This window comes from Streptomyces sp. NPDC111606 (assembly GCF_055656945.1).
This window is the reverse complement of the sequence record NZ_JBVKBY010000005.1, coordinates 307,624-326,677: the sequence shown is the minus strand read 5'-3', so window position 1 is coordinate 326,677 and position 19,054 is coordinate 307,624. Positions and strand designations below refer to the sequence as shown.

Annotated in this window: 14 protein-coding genes; 7 read left to right on the top strand and 7 right to left on the bottom strand. The window is 70.7% G+C overall.

Annotation, left to right across the window (positions count from 1 at the left end; all coding sequences use genetic code 11):
• Positions 1-119 precede the first annotated feature (119 nt).
• Complete coding sequence (locus ACZ7M7_RS20155) at positions 120-1,034, top strand: DUF6397 family protein (RefSeq protein WP_472118684.1); 915 nt, start codon at positions 120-122, stop codon at positions 1,032-1,034.
• Here the strand turns inward: ACZ7M7_RS20155 and ACZ7M7_RS20150 are convergent.
• Together ACZ7M7_RS20150 and ACZ7M7_RS20145 are read right to left on the bottom strand one after the other, a co-directional pair.
• The gene (locus ACZ7M7_RS20150) at positions 1,021-1,890 is read right to left on the bottom strand and encodes an acyl-CoA thioesterase (RefSeq protein WP_328429323.1); all 870 of its coding nucleotides are present in this window, start codon (positions 1,888-1,890) and stop codon (positions 1,021-1,023) included. The two genes, ACZ7M7_RS20155 and ACZ7M7_RS20150, sit on opposite strands and share 14 nt — an antisense overlap.
• Positions 1,891-1,909: 19 nt before the next feature.
• A complete protein-coding gene (locus ACZ7M7_RS20145; protein ID WP_472118681.1) occupies positions 1,910-4,423 on the bottom strand; it encodes a DEAD/DEAH box helicase in 2,514 nt (837 codons plus the stop codon).
• Positions 4,424-4,568: 145 nt separating this feature from the next.
• Here ACZ7M7_RS20145 and ACZ7M7_RS20140 point away from each other — a divergent pair, with 145 nt between their 5' ends.
• Positions 4,569-5,363 (top strand): metal-dependent hydrolase, encoded by a 795-nt coding sequence (locus tag ACZ7M7_RS20140; RefSeq protein ID WP_383599055.1) that lies wholly within the window; start codon positions 4,569-4,571, stop codon positions 5,361-5,363.
• Positions 5,364-5,482: 119 nt separating this feature from the next.
• On the opposite strand, the gene ACZ7M7_RS20135 is transcribed toward ACZ7M7_RS20140, so the two are convergent.
• The 4 genes from ACZ7M7_RS20135 to ACZ7M7_RS20120 form a co-directional block, all read right to left on the bottom strand.
• The gene (locus ACZ7M7_RS20135) at positions 5,483-5,743 is read right to left on the bottom strand and encodes a type B 50S ribosomal protein L31 (RefSeq protein ID WP_383599052.1); all 261 of its coding nucleotides are present in this window, start codon (positions 5,741-5,743) and stop codon (positions 5,483-5,485) included.
• A gap of 120 nt (positions 5,744-5,863) precedes the next feature.
• Entirely contained in the window at positions 5,864-6,331 is a 468-nt protein-coding gene (locus ACZ7M7_RS20130) for a DUF5709 domain-containing protein (protein WP_383599049.1), read from the bottom strand.
• A 718-nt stretch (positions 6,332-7,049) separates the two neighbouring features.
• Positions 7,050-8,843 carry an ABC transporter ATP-binding protein gene (locus ACZ7M7_RS20125; RefSeq protein WP_472118676.1) on the bottom strand — a complete coding sequence of 598 codons (1,794 nt, stop codon included), beginning with the start codon at positions 8,841-8,843 and terminating at the stop codon, positions 7,050-7,052.
• Positions 8,840-10,690 (bottom strand): ABC transporter transmembrane domain-containing protein, encoded by a 1,851-nt coding sequence (locus ACZ7M7_RS20120; RefSeq protein ID WP_383599044.1) that lies wholly within the window; start codon positions 10,688-10,690, stop codon positions 8,840-8,842. Before ACZ7M7_RS20120 ends, ACZ7M7_RS20125 begins: the two co-directional genes overlap by 4 nt.
• Positions 10,691-11,280: 590 nt before the next feature.
• On the opposite strand from ACZ7M7_RS20120, the gene ACZ7M7_RS20115 reads away from it, so the two are divergent.
• The 3 genes from ACZ7M7_RS20115 (at position 11,281) to ACZ7M7_RS20105 (ending at position 15,402) form a co-directional block, all read left to right on the top strand.
• Positions 11,281-12,030, top strand: a complete 750-nt coding sequence (locus tag ACZ7M7_RS20115) for a hypothetical protein (RefSeq protein ID WP_472118673.1) — start codon at positions 11,281-11,283, stop codon at positions 12,028-12,030.
• 51 nt (positions 12,031-12,081) lie between these two features.
• Entirely contained in the window at positions 12,082-13,764 is a 1,683-nt protein-coding gene (locus ACZ7M7_RS20110; RefSeq protein WP_472118670.1) for a peptide-N4-asparagine amidase, read from the top strand.
• A gap of 198 nt (positions 13,765-13,962) precedes the next feature.
• Positions 13,963-15,402 (top strand): cation:dicarboxylate symporter family transporter, encoded by a 1,440-nt coding sequence (locus ACZ7M7_RS20105; protein ID WP_472118667.1) that lies wholly within the window; start codon positions 13,963-13,965, stop codon positions 15,400-15,402.
• A gap of 113 nt (positions 15,403-15,515) precedes the next feature.
• Here the strand turns inward: ACZ7M7_RS20105 and ACZ7M7_RS20100 are convergent, their stop codons facing one another.
• Entirely contained in the window at positions 15,516-15,965 is a 450-nt protein-coding gene (locus ACZ7M7_RS20100; protein WP_383599033.1) for a MarR family winged helix-turn-helix transcriptional regulator, read from the bottom strand.
• A 93-nt stretch (positions 15,966-16,058) separates the two neighbouring features.
• Here ACZ7M7_RS20100 and ACZ7M7_RS20095 point away from each other — a divergent pair, with 93 nt between their 5' ends.
• Together ACZ7M7_RS20095 and mltG are read left to right on the top strand one after the other, a co-directional pair.
• Entirely contained in the window at positions 16,059-17,861 is a 1,803-nt protein-coding gene (locus tag ACZ7M7_RS20095) for an ABC transporter ATP-binding protein (RefSeq protein WP_472118664.1), read from the top strand.
• A gap of 43 nt (positions 17,862-17,904) precedes the next feature.
• Complete coding sequence (mltG, locus tag ACZ7M7_RS20090) at positions 17,905-18,759, top strand: endolytic transglycosylase MltG (RefSeq protein WP_383629995.1); 855 nt, start codon at positions 17,905-17,907, stop codon at positions 18,757-18,759.
• The last annotated feature ends 295 nt before the right edge of the window (positions 18,760-19,054 follow it).

Sequence of the window (19,054 nt, the reverse complement as noted above, 5' to 3'; positions counted from 1 at the left end):
GGTTCTTCGTCCCCCGCGGAGTTATCCACAGGCCCGCCACGAGATCCGGCCGAGCGGCTACGGTTTTGTCACGGCGAACGCACAGAGCGTGAGCCATGACTCCACGGGGGAGATCGATCATGTCGGGCGAGACCATTACGAAACCGCACCTCCTGTCCTGCACGCCGAGCCGCGCGACCCGGGAACTGGGAGTGAAACGAGGCGAGCTGGACCTCGCGATCCATCTCGGTCTCATCCGGACCGTGCCCGACGAGGGAGGCGGGGGCCGGCGTGTCCCACGGTCCGAGATCGACCGGGTGAGTTCGGGGCGCGGTTTCCCGGAGTCCCTGGTGGACCGTGTCCGGGTGGTGGGTACGACCGAGGGCGCGGACCTCGTCGATGTGCCCCCCGGCAGGTTCACACGGCTCGCACGGCTGGGCCTGGTGGTGCCGGTGAAGTGGTACTTCAACCGTTATCGAGCCGTGGTCTGGCTGTATCTGGCCGAGGAACTGAAGCAGTTCGCCGCCGACGAGAAGAACAGCCCACTGCTGAACGACCGGCGTATGCCCGAAGGGTTGCGAGGCATGCTGGACGCGGGCGTGGATCTGCGTGCGCGCAACTGGCGGGGCCGGCACCGGGGATTCCTGCTGCGACTGGCCGAGGACCCATGGGAGAGCGCGGGCGCGCTGGCCGCCTTCCTCGATCCCGTCCAGATCGCGGAGCTCGTCCCCGACCCCTATGAGCGCTCTCACGTCAACCGCTTCCGCCCCGGCCCGCCGGTATCCGGCCCACCGGGTTCACCATCCGCGCTCATCGCCGAGAAGCTCATGATGGCGGACGACCCGGACGAGATCAGCCTGCTGCGGGCCGAACTGGCGACGGTTCTGGAGGAGGCGCGAGACAGGCGGCCCGCCCCACGTCCGACTGTGAAGCGGGCCCCGGCTCCGGCGCACCACGCAGGGCACCTCGGCGCCTCCCGGCCCGTAGCGCCGGAACCGCCGCGCGGCCTGCTCAGCTGGCTCCGGCGCAGAACCCCGCGGGCTACAACGCCCTGAACAGTCCCTCCTGGACGACGGACACCAACAGGCGCCCCTCCAGGTCGTAGATCCGCCCACGGGCGAGACCCCGTCCGCCGGTCGCGATCGGGGACTCCTGGTCGTACAGGAACCACTCGTCCGCCCGGAACGGCCGGTGGAACCACATCGCGTGGTCCAGCGAGGCGATGTCGAAACTCCGCGGGCCCCACAGCGGTTCCACCGGGATACGGACGGCGTCCAGGAGCGTCATGTCGCTGGCGTAGGTCAGCGCGCAGGTGTGCACGACCGGGTCGTCGCCGAGCGGCCCGACCGCGCGCATCCACACGGCACTGCGTGGCTCGGCGCCCTTGACGTCCTCGTCGGTCCAGCGGAGCCGGTCCACGTAGCGGATGTCGAAGGGCTGACGGCGCGCCATCCGCTCCAACTGCTCGGGCAGCGTGCCCAGATGTTCCCGGATCTCGTCCGTGACCGTCGGCAGCGACTCCGGGTCCGGAACCTTGCGTGCCGGCGGCAGCTGGTGCTCGAAGCTCCCTTGCTCAGGCTTGTGAAAGGAGGCGGTGAGATTGAAGATCGTGCGGCCCTGCTGCACGGCGGTGACCCGGCGGGTCGTGAACGACCTGCCGTCCCGCACCCGTTCGACCTGGTACACGATCGGCACGCCCGGCCGCCCCGGGCGCAGGAAGTACGCGTGCAGCGAATGCACCGGACGGTCACCGTCCGTGGTGCGCGCCGCGGCGATCAAGGCCTGGCCCGCCACCTGGCCGCCGAAGACCCGCTGCAGGGACTCCTGCGGGCTGCGGCCGCGGAAGATGTTGACCTCGATCTGCTCCAGGTCGAGCAGGTCGACGAGTCTCTCCGCCGGGTTCGTCGTCATGAGTGGGATTCTCCTGTGCTCACAGCTGGCCTACGTCGGTGACGCGGACCACGGCGCGACCCTCCGCGTCGGAGGCGGTGAGGTCGATCTCCGCGCTGATGCCCCAGTCGTGGTCGCCGTTCGGGTCGTCGAAGATCTGACGGACCCGCCACAGGCGGTTCGCCGGTTCCTCCTCGATCACCAGCAGCTTGGGGCCACGGGCGTCGGGGCCGGTGCCGAGGTCCTCGTACTCGTCCCAGTACTTGTCCATCGCCTCGCCCCAGGCATCCGCGTCCCAGCCGGCGTCGGCGTCCATCTCGCCCAGCTCCTCGACATGGTCGAGGGCGGCGAGCTCGACGCGGCGGAACATCGCGTTGCGGACGAGGACGCGGAAGGCACGCGCGTTGGTGGTGACCGGCTTGACCTCGTCGGCCTTCTCCTGGGCCTCCTCGGCGGTCATCTCCTCCGGGTTGGCCAGCTGTTCCCACTCGTCGAGCAGGCTGGAGTCGACCTGGCGCACCATTTCGCCGAGCCACTCGATCAGGTCCTGCAGATCCTCCGACTTGAGGTCGTCGGGGATGTTGTGGTCGAGAGTCTTGAAGGCGCTCGCGAGGTAGCGCAGCACGATGCCCTCGGTGCGCGCCAGCTCGTAGAAGGACACCAGCTCCGTGAAGGACATGGCCCGTTCGTACATGTCCCGGATGACGGACTTCGGCGACAGCGGGTGGTCGCCGACCCAGGGGTGGCTCTTGCGGTACGTGTTGTACGCGTGGAAGAGCAACTCCTCCAAGGGCTTCGGGTACGTGATGTCCTGGAGGCGCTCCATGCGCTCCTCGTACTCGATGCCGTCCGCCTTCATCGCGGCGACGGCCTCGCCCTTCGCCTTGTTCTGCTGGGCGACCAGGATCTGCCGCGGGTCGTCCAGGGTGGACTCGACGACGGACACCATGTCCAGGGCGTAGGACGGCGATTCCGGGTCCAGCAGCTCGAACGCGGCCAGCGCGAAGGTGGACAGCGGCTGGTTGAGCGCGAAGTCCTGCTGAAGGTCGACGGTGAGGCGGACGATGCGCCCCGTGGCGTCCGGCTCGTCGAGCTTTTCGACGATGCCGCCGTCCAGCAGCGAGCGGTAGATCGCGATCGCGCGACGGATGTGCCGCAGCTGCTGCTTGCGCGGCTCGTGGTTGTCCTCCAGCAGGTGCCGCATCGCCTCGAAAGCGTTGCCGGGTCGGGCGATCACCGACAGGAGCATGGTGTGCGTGACCCGGAAGCGGGACGTCAACGGCTCCGGTTCGGAGGCGATGAGCTTCTCGAAGGTGTTCTCCGTCCAGGCGACGAAGCCCTCCGGCGCCTTCTTGCGGACGACCTTGCGACGCTTCTTCGGGTCGTCGCCGGCCTTGGCGAGCGCCTTCTCGTTCTCGATGACGTGCTCGGGGCCCTGGGCGACGACGAAGCCCGCCGTGTCGAAGCCGGCGCGCCCGGCGCGGCCCGCGATCTGGTGGAACTCCCGGTTGCGCAGGGTGCGGACGCGGTTGCCGTCGTACTTGGTCAGGGCCGTGAACAGCACCGTGCGGATGGGGACGTTGACGCCGACACCGAGCGTGTCCGTGCCGCAGATGACCTTCAGCAGACCGGCCTGCGCGAGCTTCTCCACCAGTCGCCGGTACTTCGGCAGCATCCCGGCGTGATGGACACCGATGCCGTGCCGGACGTAACGGGAGAGATTGCGGCCGAACTTGGTGGTGAAGCGGAAGTTGCCGATCAGCTGGGCGATCTGGTCCTTCTCCTCGCGCGAGCACATATTGATGCTCATCAGGGCCTGCGCCCGCTCCACGGCCTGAGCCTGGGTGAAGTGCACGATGTAGACCGGCGCCTGCTTGGTCTCCAGCAGCTCGGTCAGGGTCTCGGTGAGCGGGGTGAGCTTGTACTCGTAGGACAGCGGCACGGGACGGGTCGCCGAGCGGACCACCGAGGTCGGGCGGCCGGTGCGCCGGGTGAGATCCTCCTCGAACATCGAGACGTCGCCGAGCGTCGCCGACATAAGGATGAACTGCGCCTGCGGCAGCTCCAGGATCGGGATCTGCCACGCCCAGCCGCGGTCCCCCTCCGCGTAGAAGTGGAACTCGTCCATGACGACCTGGCCGACGTCCGCCTGCTTGCCGTCGCGCAGGGCGATCGACGCGAGCACCTCGGCGGTGCAGCAGATGACGGGGGCGTCGGCGTTGACGGACGCGTCACCGGTCAGCATGCCGACGTTCTCGGTGCCGAACATCTTGCACAGTTCGAAGAACTTCTCCGAGACCAGCGCCTTGATCGGGGCGGTGTAGAAGGTGACCTCGTCCCGGGCCAGCGCGGCGAAGTGGGCGCCCGCGGCGATCATGCTCTTGCCGGAGCCGGTGGGCGTCGACACGATCACGTTCGCGCCGGAGACCACCTCGATCAGCGCCTCCTCCTGGTGGGGGTACAGAGTCAGACCCCGCTCCTCGGCCCACGACTCGAAGGCTTCGTAGAGGGCGTCGGGGTCGGCGGTCGGCGGCAGCTGATCGATGAGGGTCACCCACCCATCTTGCCTGCCCTCCTGGCCCAGAGGGGAATCGGCTGCGAGCGCGAAGATCGCGAACGCTACGCTGTGTCGCCGACGACACGTCAGCGAACCCGGTCAACTGGACAGCGGCACACGAGGAATGGGGCGGGCAACACCGATGATGGGACCAGCACACTCACTGTCGGGCGCTGCCGCCTGGCTCGGCGTCGGAGCGGCGGCTGCCGCTGCCGGGCACGGAATGCCCTGGCCGGTCCTCCTCGCCGGCGCGCTGATCTGCGCCGGGGCCGCCCTCGCCCCGGACCTCGATCACAAGGCGGCCACCATCTCGCGGGCCTTCGGCCCGCTGTCGCGCTGGCTGTGCGAGATCGTCGACAAGCTGTCGTACGCGGTCTACAAGGCGACGAAGAAGCAGGGCGACCCGCGGCGCTCCGGTGGGCATCGCACGCTCACGCACACCTGGCTGTGGGCGGTCATGATCGGTGGAGGTGCCTCCGCCCTGGCGATCACCGGGGGGCGTTGGGCGGTGCTGGCGATCCTGTTCGCGCACATGGTGCTGGCCATCGAGGGCCTGCTGTGGCGGGCGACCCGGGGTTCCAGCGCCGACGTCCTGGTCTGGTTGCTGGCGGCGACCAGCGCGTGGATCCTCGCAGGCGTGCTGGACAAGCCGGGCAACGGCTCGGACTGGCTGTTCACGGCACCGGGCCAGGAGTACCTGTGGCTGGGGCTGCCGATCGTGCTGGGTGCGCTGGTGCACGACATCGGCGACGCGCTGACGGTGTCCGGCTGCCCGATCCTGTGGCCGATTCCGGTGGGCCGCAAGCGCTGGTACCCGCTGGGCCCGCCCAAGCCCATGCGGTTCCGGGCGGGCAGCTGGGTCGAGCTCAAGGTGCTGATGCCGGCGTTCATGGTGCTCGGCGGGGTGGGCTGCGCGGCAGCGCTCAACGTGATCTGAGCGGGCGGCGGCGGCCAGGTCGGCACGGTGGTGATCGGCCTGCGGCACGCCTTGACCGGCCAGGTCGGGGGACGCCCTGGACCTCCGGAGTGCTCAGGGCCTCCGGTGTGCTCGGCGGATCAGCTGCCCTGTCCGGCTCCGCCGCCGTAGCGCCGCTCGAAGGCAGCGACCCGGCCCTCGGTGTCCACCGTGCGTGCCTTCCCGGTGTAGAAGGGATGGCTCTCGGAGGAGATCTCGACGTCCACGACCGGGTAGGTCTTGCCGTCGTCCCAGTCGATGGTCTGGTCGCTGGTGGCGGTGGACCGCGTCAGGAAGGCGTAGCCTGCGGCGCGGTCGCGGAAGACGACCTCGTGGTAGTCGGGGTGCTTGTCCTGCTGCATGCGAACTCCTCGTTTTGCGGCATCGGCATCGGCATCGGCAACGGCCGACGGCGTGGCGCCGAAGGCGCGTGGACTGTGGCACGGGGGCTGCGGGGGTCAGCCGAGCAGGGGCTGCGGAGGTCAGCCGTAGGACTCCTCATCGACGATGTGCATGGCTGCCTCCTCGGCGGACGCCGCCGCGCCGTCGATGCCCACGTCCGTCGCGACGAGCGCGCTCTCCTCGTCCTCGTGGGCGCCCTCATCGGGTGCGACGAGGCGGCCGGAGCGCGCGGCGCCGACCTCGTTGTCGACGAGCTCCCCGTCGGTGCCCTCGGCGTCGCCGAGGCCGTCGCCGTCGGGGGCGACCAGGTCGGGCTGTTCTTCGGCAAGCCGCTGGTCGAGGGTCTCGCCCTGGTGGCGCTCGGCGGCCGTGACACCGCTGTGCTCCACCGCCCATGGTCGGTCCGGTGGGGACCAGCCGCGGTCCAGGGGGTCGTCGACGCCGTCGTTCTCCAGGGTGTCCTCGGCGTCGAGCAGCCCTGTGTCCTCGCGTTGATCGGATGCGTCGGGCTGGTAGACGTCGTCACCCCATCCGTCGGCGCTGTTCACGGGTACCTCCAGGTGGTGGGGACGGGCCCGAACTCACCGCGGTCGGCGGTGGGCCGCCGCGACGCGGGGCACAGGCCGCACCCGGCGCGAAACCGCGTGGTTCCCGGGTGCTCCCCGAACCGGTGCCGCTATCCAGCCTTCCACCCCTTTTCACCCCGGCGCAACGGCACGGGTGCGCTCCGGTGCGGCGGCTTGGGGCCACGGCGCGGACTCCGGATCCCCGGTCCCGCATCCGTCCCGCCGCGCGGGGCCCGAGCGGACCCGGGCGCACGTCTGCCCCGTCCACGCAGGGCTTGCCCCGGCGGCCCCGCCCCGTGTTCCCGAGCACCGTCCCTGTGCCGGGCCCGGGTCGTTCCGCCCTGTGGCCCTGTGGCCCTGTGGCCCTGTGGCCCTGTGGCCCAGCCAGCCCCGGCTGTCCACGATCCCTGGCCCCCCGGCGCGCTGTGCCCCGCCCCGGGTCAGCACACCTGGCGCCCCCCGAATTGCGACTCCCCCCGGCCGCCCAAGTCACCTGGCTCAGCCCTGCGCGCTCTCAGGCCGGGTGGCACAGGGTCCTGGCCTCACCCGGCCGACCCCGGCCTCACCTGGCCTGCCGGGCCCACCGGACGGGCCCGGCAGGCCAGGGCCCCCGCCCACCGCCCGGCGTCCCCGGCGTGCCCGGCCTCAGCCATCCAGCCCCCGCGCCCCGGCCGGGCCGGCCTCCTCCCGTCCCACCAGCTCACCCATGCCACGACCGCCACAGCGCCGCATACGCCCCGTCCGCCCTGACCAGGTCCTCGTGGCTGCCCAGCTCGCTGATCCGGCCGTTCTCGACGACGGCGATGACGTCCGCGTCGTGGGCGGTGTGGAGGCGGTGGGCGATGGCGACGACGGTGCGGCCGTCGAGGACGCGGGCGAGGGAGCGTTCCAGGTGGCGGGCCGCGCGGGGGTCGAGGAGCGAGGTCGCCTCGTCCAGGACCAGCGTGTGCGGGTCGGCCAGCACCAGACGGGCCAGCGCGATCTGCTGGGCCTGGGCCGGAGTGAGTGCGAACCCGCCCGAGCCGACCTCGGTGTCCAGGCCGTCGTCGAGGGCACGGGCCCACGCGTCCGCGTCCACCGCGCCCAGCGCCGCCCACAGCTCGGCGTCGGTCGCGTCGGTGCGGGCCAGCAGCAGGTTGTCGCGCAGGGAGCCCACGAACACGTGGTGCTCCTGATTGACCAGGGCCACGTGGGAGCGGACCCGCTCGGCGGTCATCCGGGACAGTTCGGCGCCGCCGAGGGTGATCCGGCCATCGCGGGGCGCGTAGATGCCCGCGAGCAGCCGGCCCAGGGTCGACTTGCCGGCACCCGAGGGGCCGACCAGCGCCAGCCTGGTGCCGGGCGCGACCTCCAAGGAGACCTTGCGCAGCACGTCCACGCCCTCCAGGTAGCCGAAGTGCACCCGGTCGGCGTGCACGTCGCGACCCTCGGGCGCCAGCCTGGCGTCCCCGGCATCCGGCTCGATGTCCCGGACCCCGACCAGCCGGGCCAGCGACACCTGGGCCACCTGCAACTCGTCGTACCAGCGCAGGATCAGCCCGACGGGGTCGACCAGCATCTGGGCGATCAGCGCACCCGTCGTCAGTTGACCGACCCCGATCCAGCCCTGCAGGACGAACACCCCGCCGATGATCAGAACGGAGGCGAGCACGGTCACATGCGTGACGTTGATGACCGGAAAGAGCACCGAACGCAGCCAGAGTGTGTAGCGCTCCCACGCCGTCCATTGCTTGATCCGCAGTTCCGACAGCTCGACCCGGCGTCCGCCGAGGCGGTGGGCCTCGACGGTGCGCCCGGCGTCCACGGTCTCGGCGAGCACGGCGGCCACGGAGGCGTATCCGGCGGCCTCCGAGCGGTAGGCGGCGGGCGCACGCTTGAAGTACCAGCGGCAGCCGACCACCAGCAACGGCACCGCGAGCAGTACGGCGGCGGCGAGCGGCGGCGCGGTGACGACGAGACCGCCCAGCAGCAGGACGGCCCACACGACGCCGATCGCCAGCTGGGGCACGGCCTCGCGCATCGCGTTGGCCAGCCGGTCGATGTCCGTCGTGATCCGGGACAGCAGGTCGCCGGTCCCGGCCCGCTCCAGAACACCGGGCGGCAGGCCGACCGAGCGTACGAGGAAGTCCTCGCGCAGGTCGGCCAGCATCCGCTCGCCGAGCATCGCGCCGCGCAGCCGCACCTGCCGGACGAACGCGGCCTGGATGAGCAGGGCGACCGCGAACAGGCCGATGGTGAGCTCCAGATGGAGCTCACGGGTGCCGGTACCGGGGTCGTCCGACACCCGCTCCACCAGCCCGCCCAGCAGCCATGGCCCCGCCATCGAGGCCACCACGGCGACCGTGTTGACGACGACGAGCAGCACGAAGGCACGGCGGTGCCGACGGAACAACTCGACGACATAGGCGCGTACGGTCGCCGGGGCGCCGACCGGCAGCGTGTTCGCCGTCGTCGGGGCCGCCGGGTCGTACGCCGGTGGCGCAACGCCGATCATGCCGATTCCTCGATCTCTTCCAGTTCCTTCAGGACGTCGTTGAGGGCGGACCCTTCGCGCAATCCGCTCTGGCGGGCGGCCCTTTCGGGCAGTGCCTCGTCGCGGGCCGCCTCCTCGTCGGTCTCCCGGGTCACCACGGCCCGGTACCGAGGTTCGGCGTGGACCAGTTCGCGGTGCACGCCGACCGCCGCGACCTCGCCCTCGTGGACGAGTACGACCCGGTCGGCGCGGTCCAGGAGCAGCGGCGACGAGGTGAACACCACGGTCGTGCGGCCCGCCCGCAGGTTCCGCACGCCCTCGGCGATCCGGGCCTCGGTGTGCGAGTCGACGGCCGAGGTCGGCTCGTCCAGGACGAGCACCTCCGGGTCCGTGACCAGCGACCGGGCGAGCGCGATGCGCTGGCGCTGGCCGCCGGACAGGGATCGGCCGCGCTCGGTGATGCGGGCCTCCATCGGGTCCTCGGTGTCGAGCGATCCCTGGACCAGAGCGGCGAGCACGTCCTCGCACTGCGCCGCCGCCAGCGCTTCCTCGGCACCGACGTCGCCGGACCCGGGTACGTCGAACAGTTCGCGCAGTGTGCCGGAGAGCAGTACGGGGTCCTTGTCCTGTACGAGGACGGCCGTACGGGCGTTGTCGAGCGGCAACTCGTCGAGCGGTACGCCGCCCAGGAGTACCGAGGCGCCTTCCTCCGAGGGGTGTCCGCCCAGCCGTTCGGCCAGCCGTCCCGCCGCGTCCGGGTCGCCGCACACCACGGCGGTGAGTCGGCCGGCGGGTGCGAGCAGTCCGGTGGCCGGGTCGTACAGATCCCCGGAGGGCATCTCGGAACCGTCGCGGGACCCGTCGGTGTCGGTGACCCGCTCCAGCGCCAGCACACGCGCGGCCCGCCGGGCCGAGGGCCGGGAGAAGGAGTAGGCCATCGCGATCTCTTCGAAGTGACGGAGCGGATAGGTGAGGATCATGACCGAGCTGTAGACGGTGACCAGTTCGCCGACGGTGACCCGGCCCTGGCGGGCCAGGTGGACGCCGTACCAGACCACCGCGATCAGCAGCAGGCCCGGCAACAGCACCTGGATCGCCGAGATCAGGGACCACATCCGGGCGCTGCGTACGGCAGCGTGGCGCACCTCCTGGGAGGCGCTGCGGTAGCGGTCGAGGAAGAGTTCCTCGCCGCCGATGCCGCGCAGGACGCGCAGGCCGGCGACGGTGTCGGAGGCCAGCTCGGTGGCGCGGCCCGCCTTCTCGCGCTGGAAGTCGGCCCGCCGGGTCGCCCGGGGCAGCAGCGGCAGCACGGCGACCGCCAGCAGGGGCAGCCCCACGGCGATCACCACACCGAGCGCGGGCTGGTAGACGACCAGGCCGACGCAGACCACCACGAGGGTGACCGCCGCCGCCGTGAACCGTGACCAGGCCTCGACGAACCAGCCGATCTTCTCGACGTCACCGGTGGAGACGGCCACGACCTCACCGGCCGCGACGCGCCGGGTCAACGCCGAGCCCAGTTGGGCCGCCTTGCGGGCCAGCACCTGCTGGACGCGGGCGGCGGCAGTGATCCAGTTGGTGACGGCGGTGCGGTGCAGGAAGGTGTCGCCGAGCGCGTTTCCGACGCAGCACAGCGCCAACAGGCCGCCCGCGAGGGCGAGTTGGGTGCCGGAGCGGTCGACGACGGCCTGTACGGCGATGCCCACACAGAACGGCAGCGCGGAGACGGACAGGAAGTGCAGCAGCCCCCAGGCCAGTGCCTTCAGCTGTCCGTCCAGCTGGTTCCGGAAGAGCCACCACAGGAATCGGGGACCCGAGCGTGCGTCCGGCACACCTGGATCGGGATACGGAAGGTCTTGAATCTGCATGACGTCCCAGTGGCTCGTGTCAGTGGGGGGATCAGGGATGGGGATGAAGAGTGGTTCGGGTGCCGATGCGGGGAGCGGGCAGCACTCGGCGGATCGGCGCCGCGGAGCAGCAAACCGTGACAGATTCGCGTCGCAGCGTGGCCGGACGCAAGCGGTTTTCCCGGCCGCCGCACAGATCCGGCTGCCGGTCCGGTCCCTGGAAGGGCCACGGCTCCGGCTGCCGCTCCGGTCCCGAGAAGTGATGAGAACTCCGGCTGCCGGTCCGGCCCGGGGAAGCCGTTGCGGCTCCCGCTGCCGCTCAGGCCCCAGCGGCGGTTGGGGCTTCCGCCGCCGGTCCGCCCCTGCGAGGCCGTAGCCGCGCCCGTCGGCGCTCTGGCTCCTGAGGCCGGTGCCACCCTCGCGGCGGCCCTCACCTCACCGCCGGTCGGCCGCCGCCGCTCATGCTGCCGCCAGGGCAGTCGCTCTCCCCGACGGTTTGCTGCCCCGCGCCCTCGGTCGGCTGCCACCCAAGCCCTCGGTCGGCTGCCGCCCACGCCCCCGGTCCGCTGTCGCTCCCGCCGTCACCCCGACCCCGGTGCGACCATGGACCGATGCGGAACGGCGGACTACGGCGAGCCACGGTCGCGGCGGCGGCCCTCGGCTGCTCCCTCCTGACGGCCCTCACGACCCTGACCGCCTGCGGCGGCCCGCAGCACGGCGCCGGTCCGGGTGGCGGCAAGGCCGTGCCCACACGATCGGCCACCACCGTGGACCCGACGCGTATCCCGGGCGTCGGCGACCGATGGCAGCGCCGTATCCCCGCCGAGTCGCGCCAGGTGGTGGCGGTTTACGGCGAGGGCAAGAACTCCCCGGACGCCACGGTCGCGCTCTACACCAAGCGCGGCTCCGCCTGGGACCGCATCCGCAGTTGGCCCGCGCACAACGGCAAGAAGGGCTGGACCACCGACCACCACGAGGGCGACAACCGCAGTCCCGTAGGGGTGTTCACGCTCAGCGACGCGGGCGGCGTGCTGGAGAACCCCGGGTCCAGGTTGCCGTACACGCGGTCAGCTGCCTTCGCCGCGCCGCGCTGGTGGGCGAAGTCGTACCGGCACGACTTCGACCACGTCATCGCCATCGACTACAACCGCGTCACGGGCACCCCGCCCAACGACCCCACCCGCCCCGAGGGCCAGGACAAGGGCGGCAGTATCTGGCTGCACATGGACCACGGCAGCGGCACGTCGGCCTGCGTCAGTCTGTCCGGATCGGCGATGGGGTACCTGCTGCGCACGCTCGACCCCGATCGGCATCCCGTGGTGGTGATGGGGGACAGGGCCGACCTGAAGCGCCCCCACTGACGCGGTAGGCGTCATTGCGGAGGATGCCCGACTCGCCGTAGAACACCGGCCATGAAGAGACGGATCGCCATGTCCATGCTCACGGGAGCGACCCTCCTGGCGAGCACCCTCCTCGGCGCGAGCCCAGCCCCCGCAGCCCAACCCGCCTCCGCGGCCCAACCCGCCGGTGCCGGCGCCGACACCTCCACCGACGTCCCCACCAACGTCCCCGCCGAGTTCGGCACCGACTGGCACGACCCCCTCACCGCTGCCCCGCCCGTCACCAAACCCTCCGGCAAGTCCTGCCAAGTCACCGTCGCCGAGGCACAGTTCCGCGACTTCACCCCGTACAAGGGCACGTACACACCGCCCGAAGGCTGCGGTGACCGCTGGAGCAAGGTCGTGCTGCGGATGGACGGCAAGGTCAAGGGCCGTCAGTACGACCGGCTCGGCCATCTGCAGGTCGGCGGGGTGGAGGTCTTCCGTACGTCGACCCCCGAGCCGTCACCGGACGGGATCGAGTGGTCCGTCGAGAAGGACGTCACGCGGTACAGCGACACGTTCCGCCGCAGTCAGGACGTCGAGATGCTCATCGGGAACGTCGTCGACGACACGTACACCGGCGTCATCGACGTCAAGGTCACGTTGACGTTCTACGCCGGCCGCCCTGCCGCCGGCACCCCCGACCGCGTCCTCACCCTCAGGGACGGCACGCTGACCACGCCGCGCAACAGCGAACGTATCGTCGCCGAGGTCTACGCGACCGGCTCCGGCGGCGGTTGCGAGGAGTTCTGGTACCTGTCGGCGCCCGAGCCTGCCCCGTACTCCTGCAAGGCCGACGGCGGCCCCTACCGTGAGGTGCAGATCAATGTCGACGGTCAACTCGCCGGAATCGCCGCGCCGTTCCCGCACGTCTGGACGGGCGGATGGTCCAACCCCTTCCTCTGGTACGTCACTCCGGGGCCGCGGGCCTTCGACGTCAAGCCGATCGAATACGACCTGACACCGTTCGCGGGTCTCCTCAACGACGGGCGCCCCCACCGCGTCGAGGTCTCCGTCGTGGGAGTTCCGGAGGGCCAGAGCGGCTGGAGCGCGCCCGTGAACGTCCTCGTCCGGCAGGACGCGAAGCGCGCACACGTCACCGGCAGGCTCACCGCGCGCAAGGTCGGTGACCTCACCAACTCCTCGACGTACACGCCCGGTTCGGAGCATCGGGTGCACACGGAGGCTGGTCACCGGCTGACCGTCGCCGGATACGTCGACACCTCGCACGGCCGGGTGACGACCACCGTGCGCCGGTCGCTCGCGAACAGCTCCGCGCACCGCTGGACCGACGGCGAGAACCTGGATGCCCTCGACGCCACCTGGACGGACGACCAGTCGGTGACCGTCGATGGAAGCGGTCCCGCCCGGACGACGCGCATGGAGCGGACGTACACCATGGACGGCTCGATCACGATCGGCGCGGACGACCGGCTGCTCACTGTGCTGACCCTCGGTGACCGCGCCGCGGTCGTGACTACCGAAGGGGGACGGCGGATCTCGTGGTCGTGGCTCGACGACACCGTCGAGGGCGACGCCGCATGGACGTTGAACGTGCCACGCGACCAACGCCACGCGGTCGGCACGACGAGCGAGCGGTATCGGCTGTACGGCTCGGGCGACGTAGGTGGCTCACCCGGCTCGGGCGGCTGTTACGACCGCTCCGTCACCAGCGTTCAAGGGGCGCTCACCGAGGATCGCGAGGGCTGTTGAGGCGGGTCGGCAGGGGCTGCTGAGGCGAGTTGTGTGCGATGCGCCATGCGGGACGTGATTTACACGGATGCAACGCGGCGGTCTTGTGCGGGAACAACATCACCCCCAAAGTGATCGGCACGGAATGCGCTTTCCGTATGGCAGAAGTCCCCGCCGTCCCTTGGGGCTTCTGTGTGCCGCCGTCCCCAAGGAGTTCCCGTGCCGCCGTCCGTACCGTCCCTTCCGCGACGCGTCGCACGCACACTGCGTACCTCTCTCTTCGCGCAGGTCGCCTGCGCGCTCGTGCTCGGAATCGTCGTCGGGAAGCTGTGGCCCGGATTCGCCGCGGACCTCCAGCCGCTCGGCGACGGTTTCATCCGGCTCATCAAGACGATCATCTCGCCGCTGGTGTTCTGCGTGGTCGTCGTCGGCATCGCCAAGGCCGGTGATCTGAAGGCGTTCGGCCGGATCGGGCTGAAGGCGCTGATCTGGTTCGAGATCGCGAGCACGCTCGCGCTGGTCATCGGCCTTCTCGCCGCCAACGTGGTTCAGCCCGGTGCCGGGATGAACGTCGATCCGTCCACGCTCGACGCCTCGGCGGTCGACGCGAAGACGGGCGGCGGGCATCTGCCCTCGACAACGGAGTTCGCGCTGGAGGCGATCCCGACCTCGTTCGTCGGGGCCTTCGCGGAGAACTCTCTGCTCCAAGTGCTCGTCCTGGCCTGCCTGGTGGGGGCGGCGCTGCTGCATCTCGGTCACACCAAGGTGCCGCAGGTGCTGCCGGCCATCGAACAGGCCCAGGAGATCATCTTCGCGATCGTCGGCTTCGTCATGCGGCTGGCCCCGATCGCGGTGTTCGGCGCGATGGCCGTCCTCATCGGCAACTACGGACTCGGCGTCATCGAGACGTACGGCAAGCTGATCGTGCTGTGCTACGCCGCCGCGGCGCTGTTCATCGCGCTGCTCGCCGTCGCCCTGAAGGTGGTCACCGGGCTGAGCCTCTGGAAGTTCCTGCGCTACATCCGTGAGGAGATGCTGCTCGCGCTCGGCACCGCCTCCACCGAGTCCGTCCTGCCGCGTGTGATGCAGAAGCTTCGCAAGGCGGGCGCCCGCGACGACGCCGTGGGCCTGGCGCTGCCGACGGGCTACTCCTTCAACCTCGACGGCGCCTCGCTCTACCTGTCCATCGGCACGCTGTTCATCGCCCAGGCCGTGGGCGTGGACCTCAGCCTCAGTCAGCAGATCACCGTGGTCCTGGTGCTGATGCTGACCAGCAAGGGTATGGCAGGCATCCCCGGCTCCGCCTTCCTCGCCCTGTCCGCGACCGCCTCCTCGCTGGGCGCCATCCCGGCCGGAGCCGTCGCTCTGCTCCTCGGCGTGGACCGCATCATGGACTCGATGCGCGTCGTCACCAACCTGCTCGGCAACTGCGTCGCCGTCTTCGCGGTCTCCCGCTGGGAGGGGGCTCTCGACAAGGAGCGGGCGAAGAAGGTGCTGGACGGCGAGATCGTGGTCGAGCTGGACGACGAGGAGCCGGAGAAGGCGCAGCTCAGGAAGCCTGGGGCGCCCGGGACGTCCCGGGCTGACGCTCCCGGTCCCGAAGCGCCTGTTGCCGTGCCGGCCCAGGGCGCCAAGGAGACGGCTTCCGGGGCCGGCTGAGCCCATCCATCGCCCCATCCATCGCCCCACCCACCGCAATGGCCGCGGCCACCACTCCAGCAGCATGGAGCGGTGGCCGCGGCCATTTCACGTGCCCTCTCGGCAAAGGCCGCTCAACACCGCCGGTCGGCAGTCCCGTCGATCAGCGTGTCCAGCAACTCGCCCAGCACCTCGCGCTGTTCGTCCGTCAGCGGCGCCAGGATCTCCTCCGCGGCCGACCGGCGTGCACCGTGCAGTTCCCGCAGGGCCTTGCGCCCGTCGTCGGTGAGCTCGATCCGGATCACCCGCCGGTTGGTCGGATCCGGCACCCGCCGTACCTTTCCGCTCGCCTCCAGCCCGTCGACCAGCGTCGTCACCGCGCGGGGGACCACCTCCAGACGCTCGGCGAGGTCGGCCATCCGGGGTGGCGAGTCGTAGTGCGCGAGCGTGCGCAGCAGTCGGGACTGGGCCGGGGTGACGCCCAGGCCGCACTCGTGCAGGTGGCGCTTCTGGATCCGGTGCACCCGGCGGGTGAGGCGCAGCAGCTGCTCGGCGAGCGGGCCGTCGGGATCGGGGGTGGTCATGCGGGAACAATATCAGGACTACATTCATTGTGAGCATAGGTAACAATGAGCTAAGCTCCGTCAGTCCGCATCACCACACCTCCGTAGGAGCCCATGCACCCCGAGAACGAACCCACCCGGACGCCACTCGCCGAGCAGCCGGAGCAGCCCCGGCAGGTGCGCCGCATCCTGAAGCTCTTCCGTCCCTACCGCGGCCGCCTCGCCGTGGTGGGCCTCCTGGTCGGCGCGTCATCGCTGGTCGGCGTGGCCACGCCGTTCCTCCTCAAGGCGATCCTCGACGTCGCCATCCCTCAGGGCCGCACCGGCCTGCTCAGCCTGCTTGCGCTCGGCATGATCCTCAGCGCGGTCCTGACCAGCGTCTTCGGTGTGCTGCAGACCCTGATCTCCACGACGGTCGGCCAGCGCGTCATGCACGACCTGCGCACCGCGGTCTACGGCCGCCTCCAGCGCATGTCCCTCGCCTTCTTCACCCGCACCCGCACGGGCGAGGTCCAGTCCCGCATCGCCAACGACATCGGCGGCATGCAGGCCACCGTCACCTCCACCGCGACCTCCCTGGTCTCCAACCTGACCAGCGTGGTCGCCACGATCGTCGCGATGATCGCCCTCGACTGGCGCCTGACGGTCGTCTCGCTGCTCCTGCTGCCGGCCTTCGTCTGGATCAGCCGCCGCGTCGGCAACGAACGCAAGAAGATCACCACCCAGCGCCAGAAGCAGATGGCCGCGATGGCGGCCACGGTCACCGAGTCGCTCTCGGTCAGCGGCATCCTGCTCGGCCGCACGATGGGCCGCTCCGACTCGCTGACCAAGGCCTTCGCCGATGAGTCGGAACAGCTCGTCGACCTCGAGGTGAGGTCGAACATGGCCGGCCGGTGGCGCATGGCCGTCATCACCATCGTCATGGCCGCCATGCCCGCCTTCATCTACTGGACCGCGGGGATGGCGCTCCAGCTCGGCGGCCCGCAGGCCTCGATCGGCACGATCGTCGCGTTCGTCTCGCTCCAGCAGGGCCTGTTCCGCCCGGCGGTCAGTCTGCTGTCCACCGGCGTCCAGATCCAGACCTCGCTCGCGCTGTTCCAGCGCATCTTCGAGTACCTCGACCTGCCCATCGACATCACCGAGCGGGAGAACCCCGCCCGCCTCGACAGCGTCAAGGGCGAGGTCCGCTTCGAGAACGTCGAGTTCCGGTACGACGGCAAGAGCGGCCCGATCCTGGACGGCATCGACCTCACCGTCCCTGCGGGCGGCAGCCTCGCGGTCGTCGGCCCGACCGGCGCCGGGAAGTCGACGTTCGGCCACCTGGTGCCGCGGCTGTACGACGTGACGGGCGGCCGGGTCACCCTCGACGGGGTCGATGTGCGCGACCTGGACTTCGACACCCTCGCCCGCGCGGTCGGCGTCGTGTCGCAGGAGACGTACCTCTTCCACGCCTCGGTCGCCGACAACCTGCGCTTCGCCAAGCCGGACGCCACCGACGAAGAGCTGCACGCGGCGGCGAAGGCGGCCCAGATCCACGACCACATCGCGGGCCTGCCCGACGGCTACGACACCGTCGTCGGCGAGCGCGGCCACCGCTTCTCCGGCGGTGAGAAGCAGCGCCTGGCCATCGCCCGCACCATCCTGCGTGACCCGCCGGTCCTGATCCTCGACGAGGCGACCAGCGCCCTGGACACCCGCACCGAGCATGCCGTGCAGGAGGCCATCGACGCCCTGTCCGCCAACCGCACCACGGTGACCATCGCGCACCGCCTGTCCACCATTCGGGGCGCCGACCAGATCGTGGTGCTCGATGCGGGGCGCGTGGCCGAAAGGGGCACCCATGTGGAGCTACTGGAGCAGGACGGGCGGTATGCGGGGCTGGTCCGCCGAGACGCCCAACTGGAGCCGACGGGGTGACGTTATGCCGGGTTTGTAAGCATGTGGGGGTTACCGTGCCCGCATGCACATGAACACTCCGTCACGGAGCACGATTCGACTGACGCGCCGGGGCCGTATCGCCCTCATCGCCGCGGGCGCCGTCGTGGCCGGCACCGCCGTGGCGGTGCCGCTGCTGAGCGTGGATGAGCAGGAGGCGAAGCCCACCACGCTGGTGATCCCGGAGGGCTGGCGCGCGAGCCACGTCTATGCCGCCGTCGACAGGGCGCTCACCCTGCCGGCCGGGACCACGAAGAAGTCCCTCGCGAAGCTCGACCTCAAACTGCCGAACGACGCCGACGGCAACCCCGAGGGCTACCTCTTCCCGGCGACGTATCCACTTGAGCGCGACGGGAAGAAGGCCACGCCGGACTCCCTGCTCTCGGCGATGGTCGACACCGCCAACAAGCGGTTCGGCGGCGCGCCGATCGCCGCCGGCGCGCAGCGCAACTCGATGAACGTCTATCAGACGGTCACCATCGCGAGCATCATCCAGGCCGAGGCCGCCACCAAGCCCGACATGGGCAAGGTGGCCCGGGTCGTCTACAACCGGCTCGAACGCGGGATGCCGCTGCAGATGGACTCCACCATCAACTACGCCCTGAAACGCTCCACGGTCACGACCACCGAGGCCGACACGCGGATCGAGAGCCCCTACAACTCGTACCAGCGCATGGGCCTGCCGCCCACGCCGATCGCCAACCCGGGCGAGGAGGCGATGCGCGCCGCGATCAATCCGGCCGCGGGCGACTGGCTCTACTTCGTCACCGTCAAGCCCGGCGACACCCGCTTCTCGGCCGACTACTCGGAACACCAGCGCAACGTGGCGGAGTTCAACGCCGAGCAGAAGAAGAAGGCGAGCCCGAAGCCGACGAATTGAGTCGGCGCGGGTGTGCTGTGGTGACCCGGCGTGGGTGGTCGGCCGCGCGGCGGCCGCGCGTGCGGGGGCGGCAGACGTAGACACCACAGGACGCCGGCCGGGAGACGGCAGGTCGACGACGCCCTGCGGGCCAGGGGGCGGCGAGGCAGCCAGTGCGGAGCGGGGCGGGATGTGAGGTGCGGCTTGGCCCGTTCGCGTTCCCTGAGGGCGACGGCGTGCCCGCCCGACTCCGGCGCCTCGGGCGGACGAGTACTGGCTGGAGGTTGGCCCTGGCGGAGCGTCATGCTGGACGGTT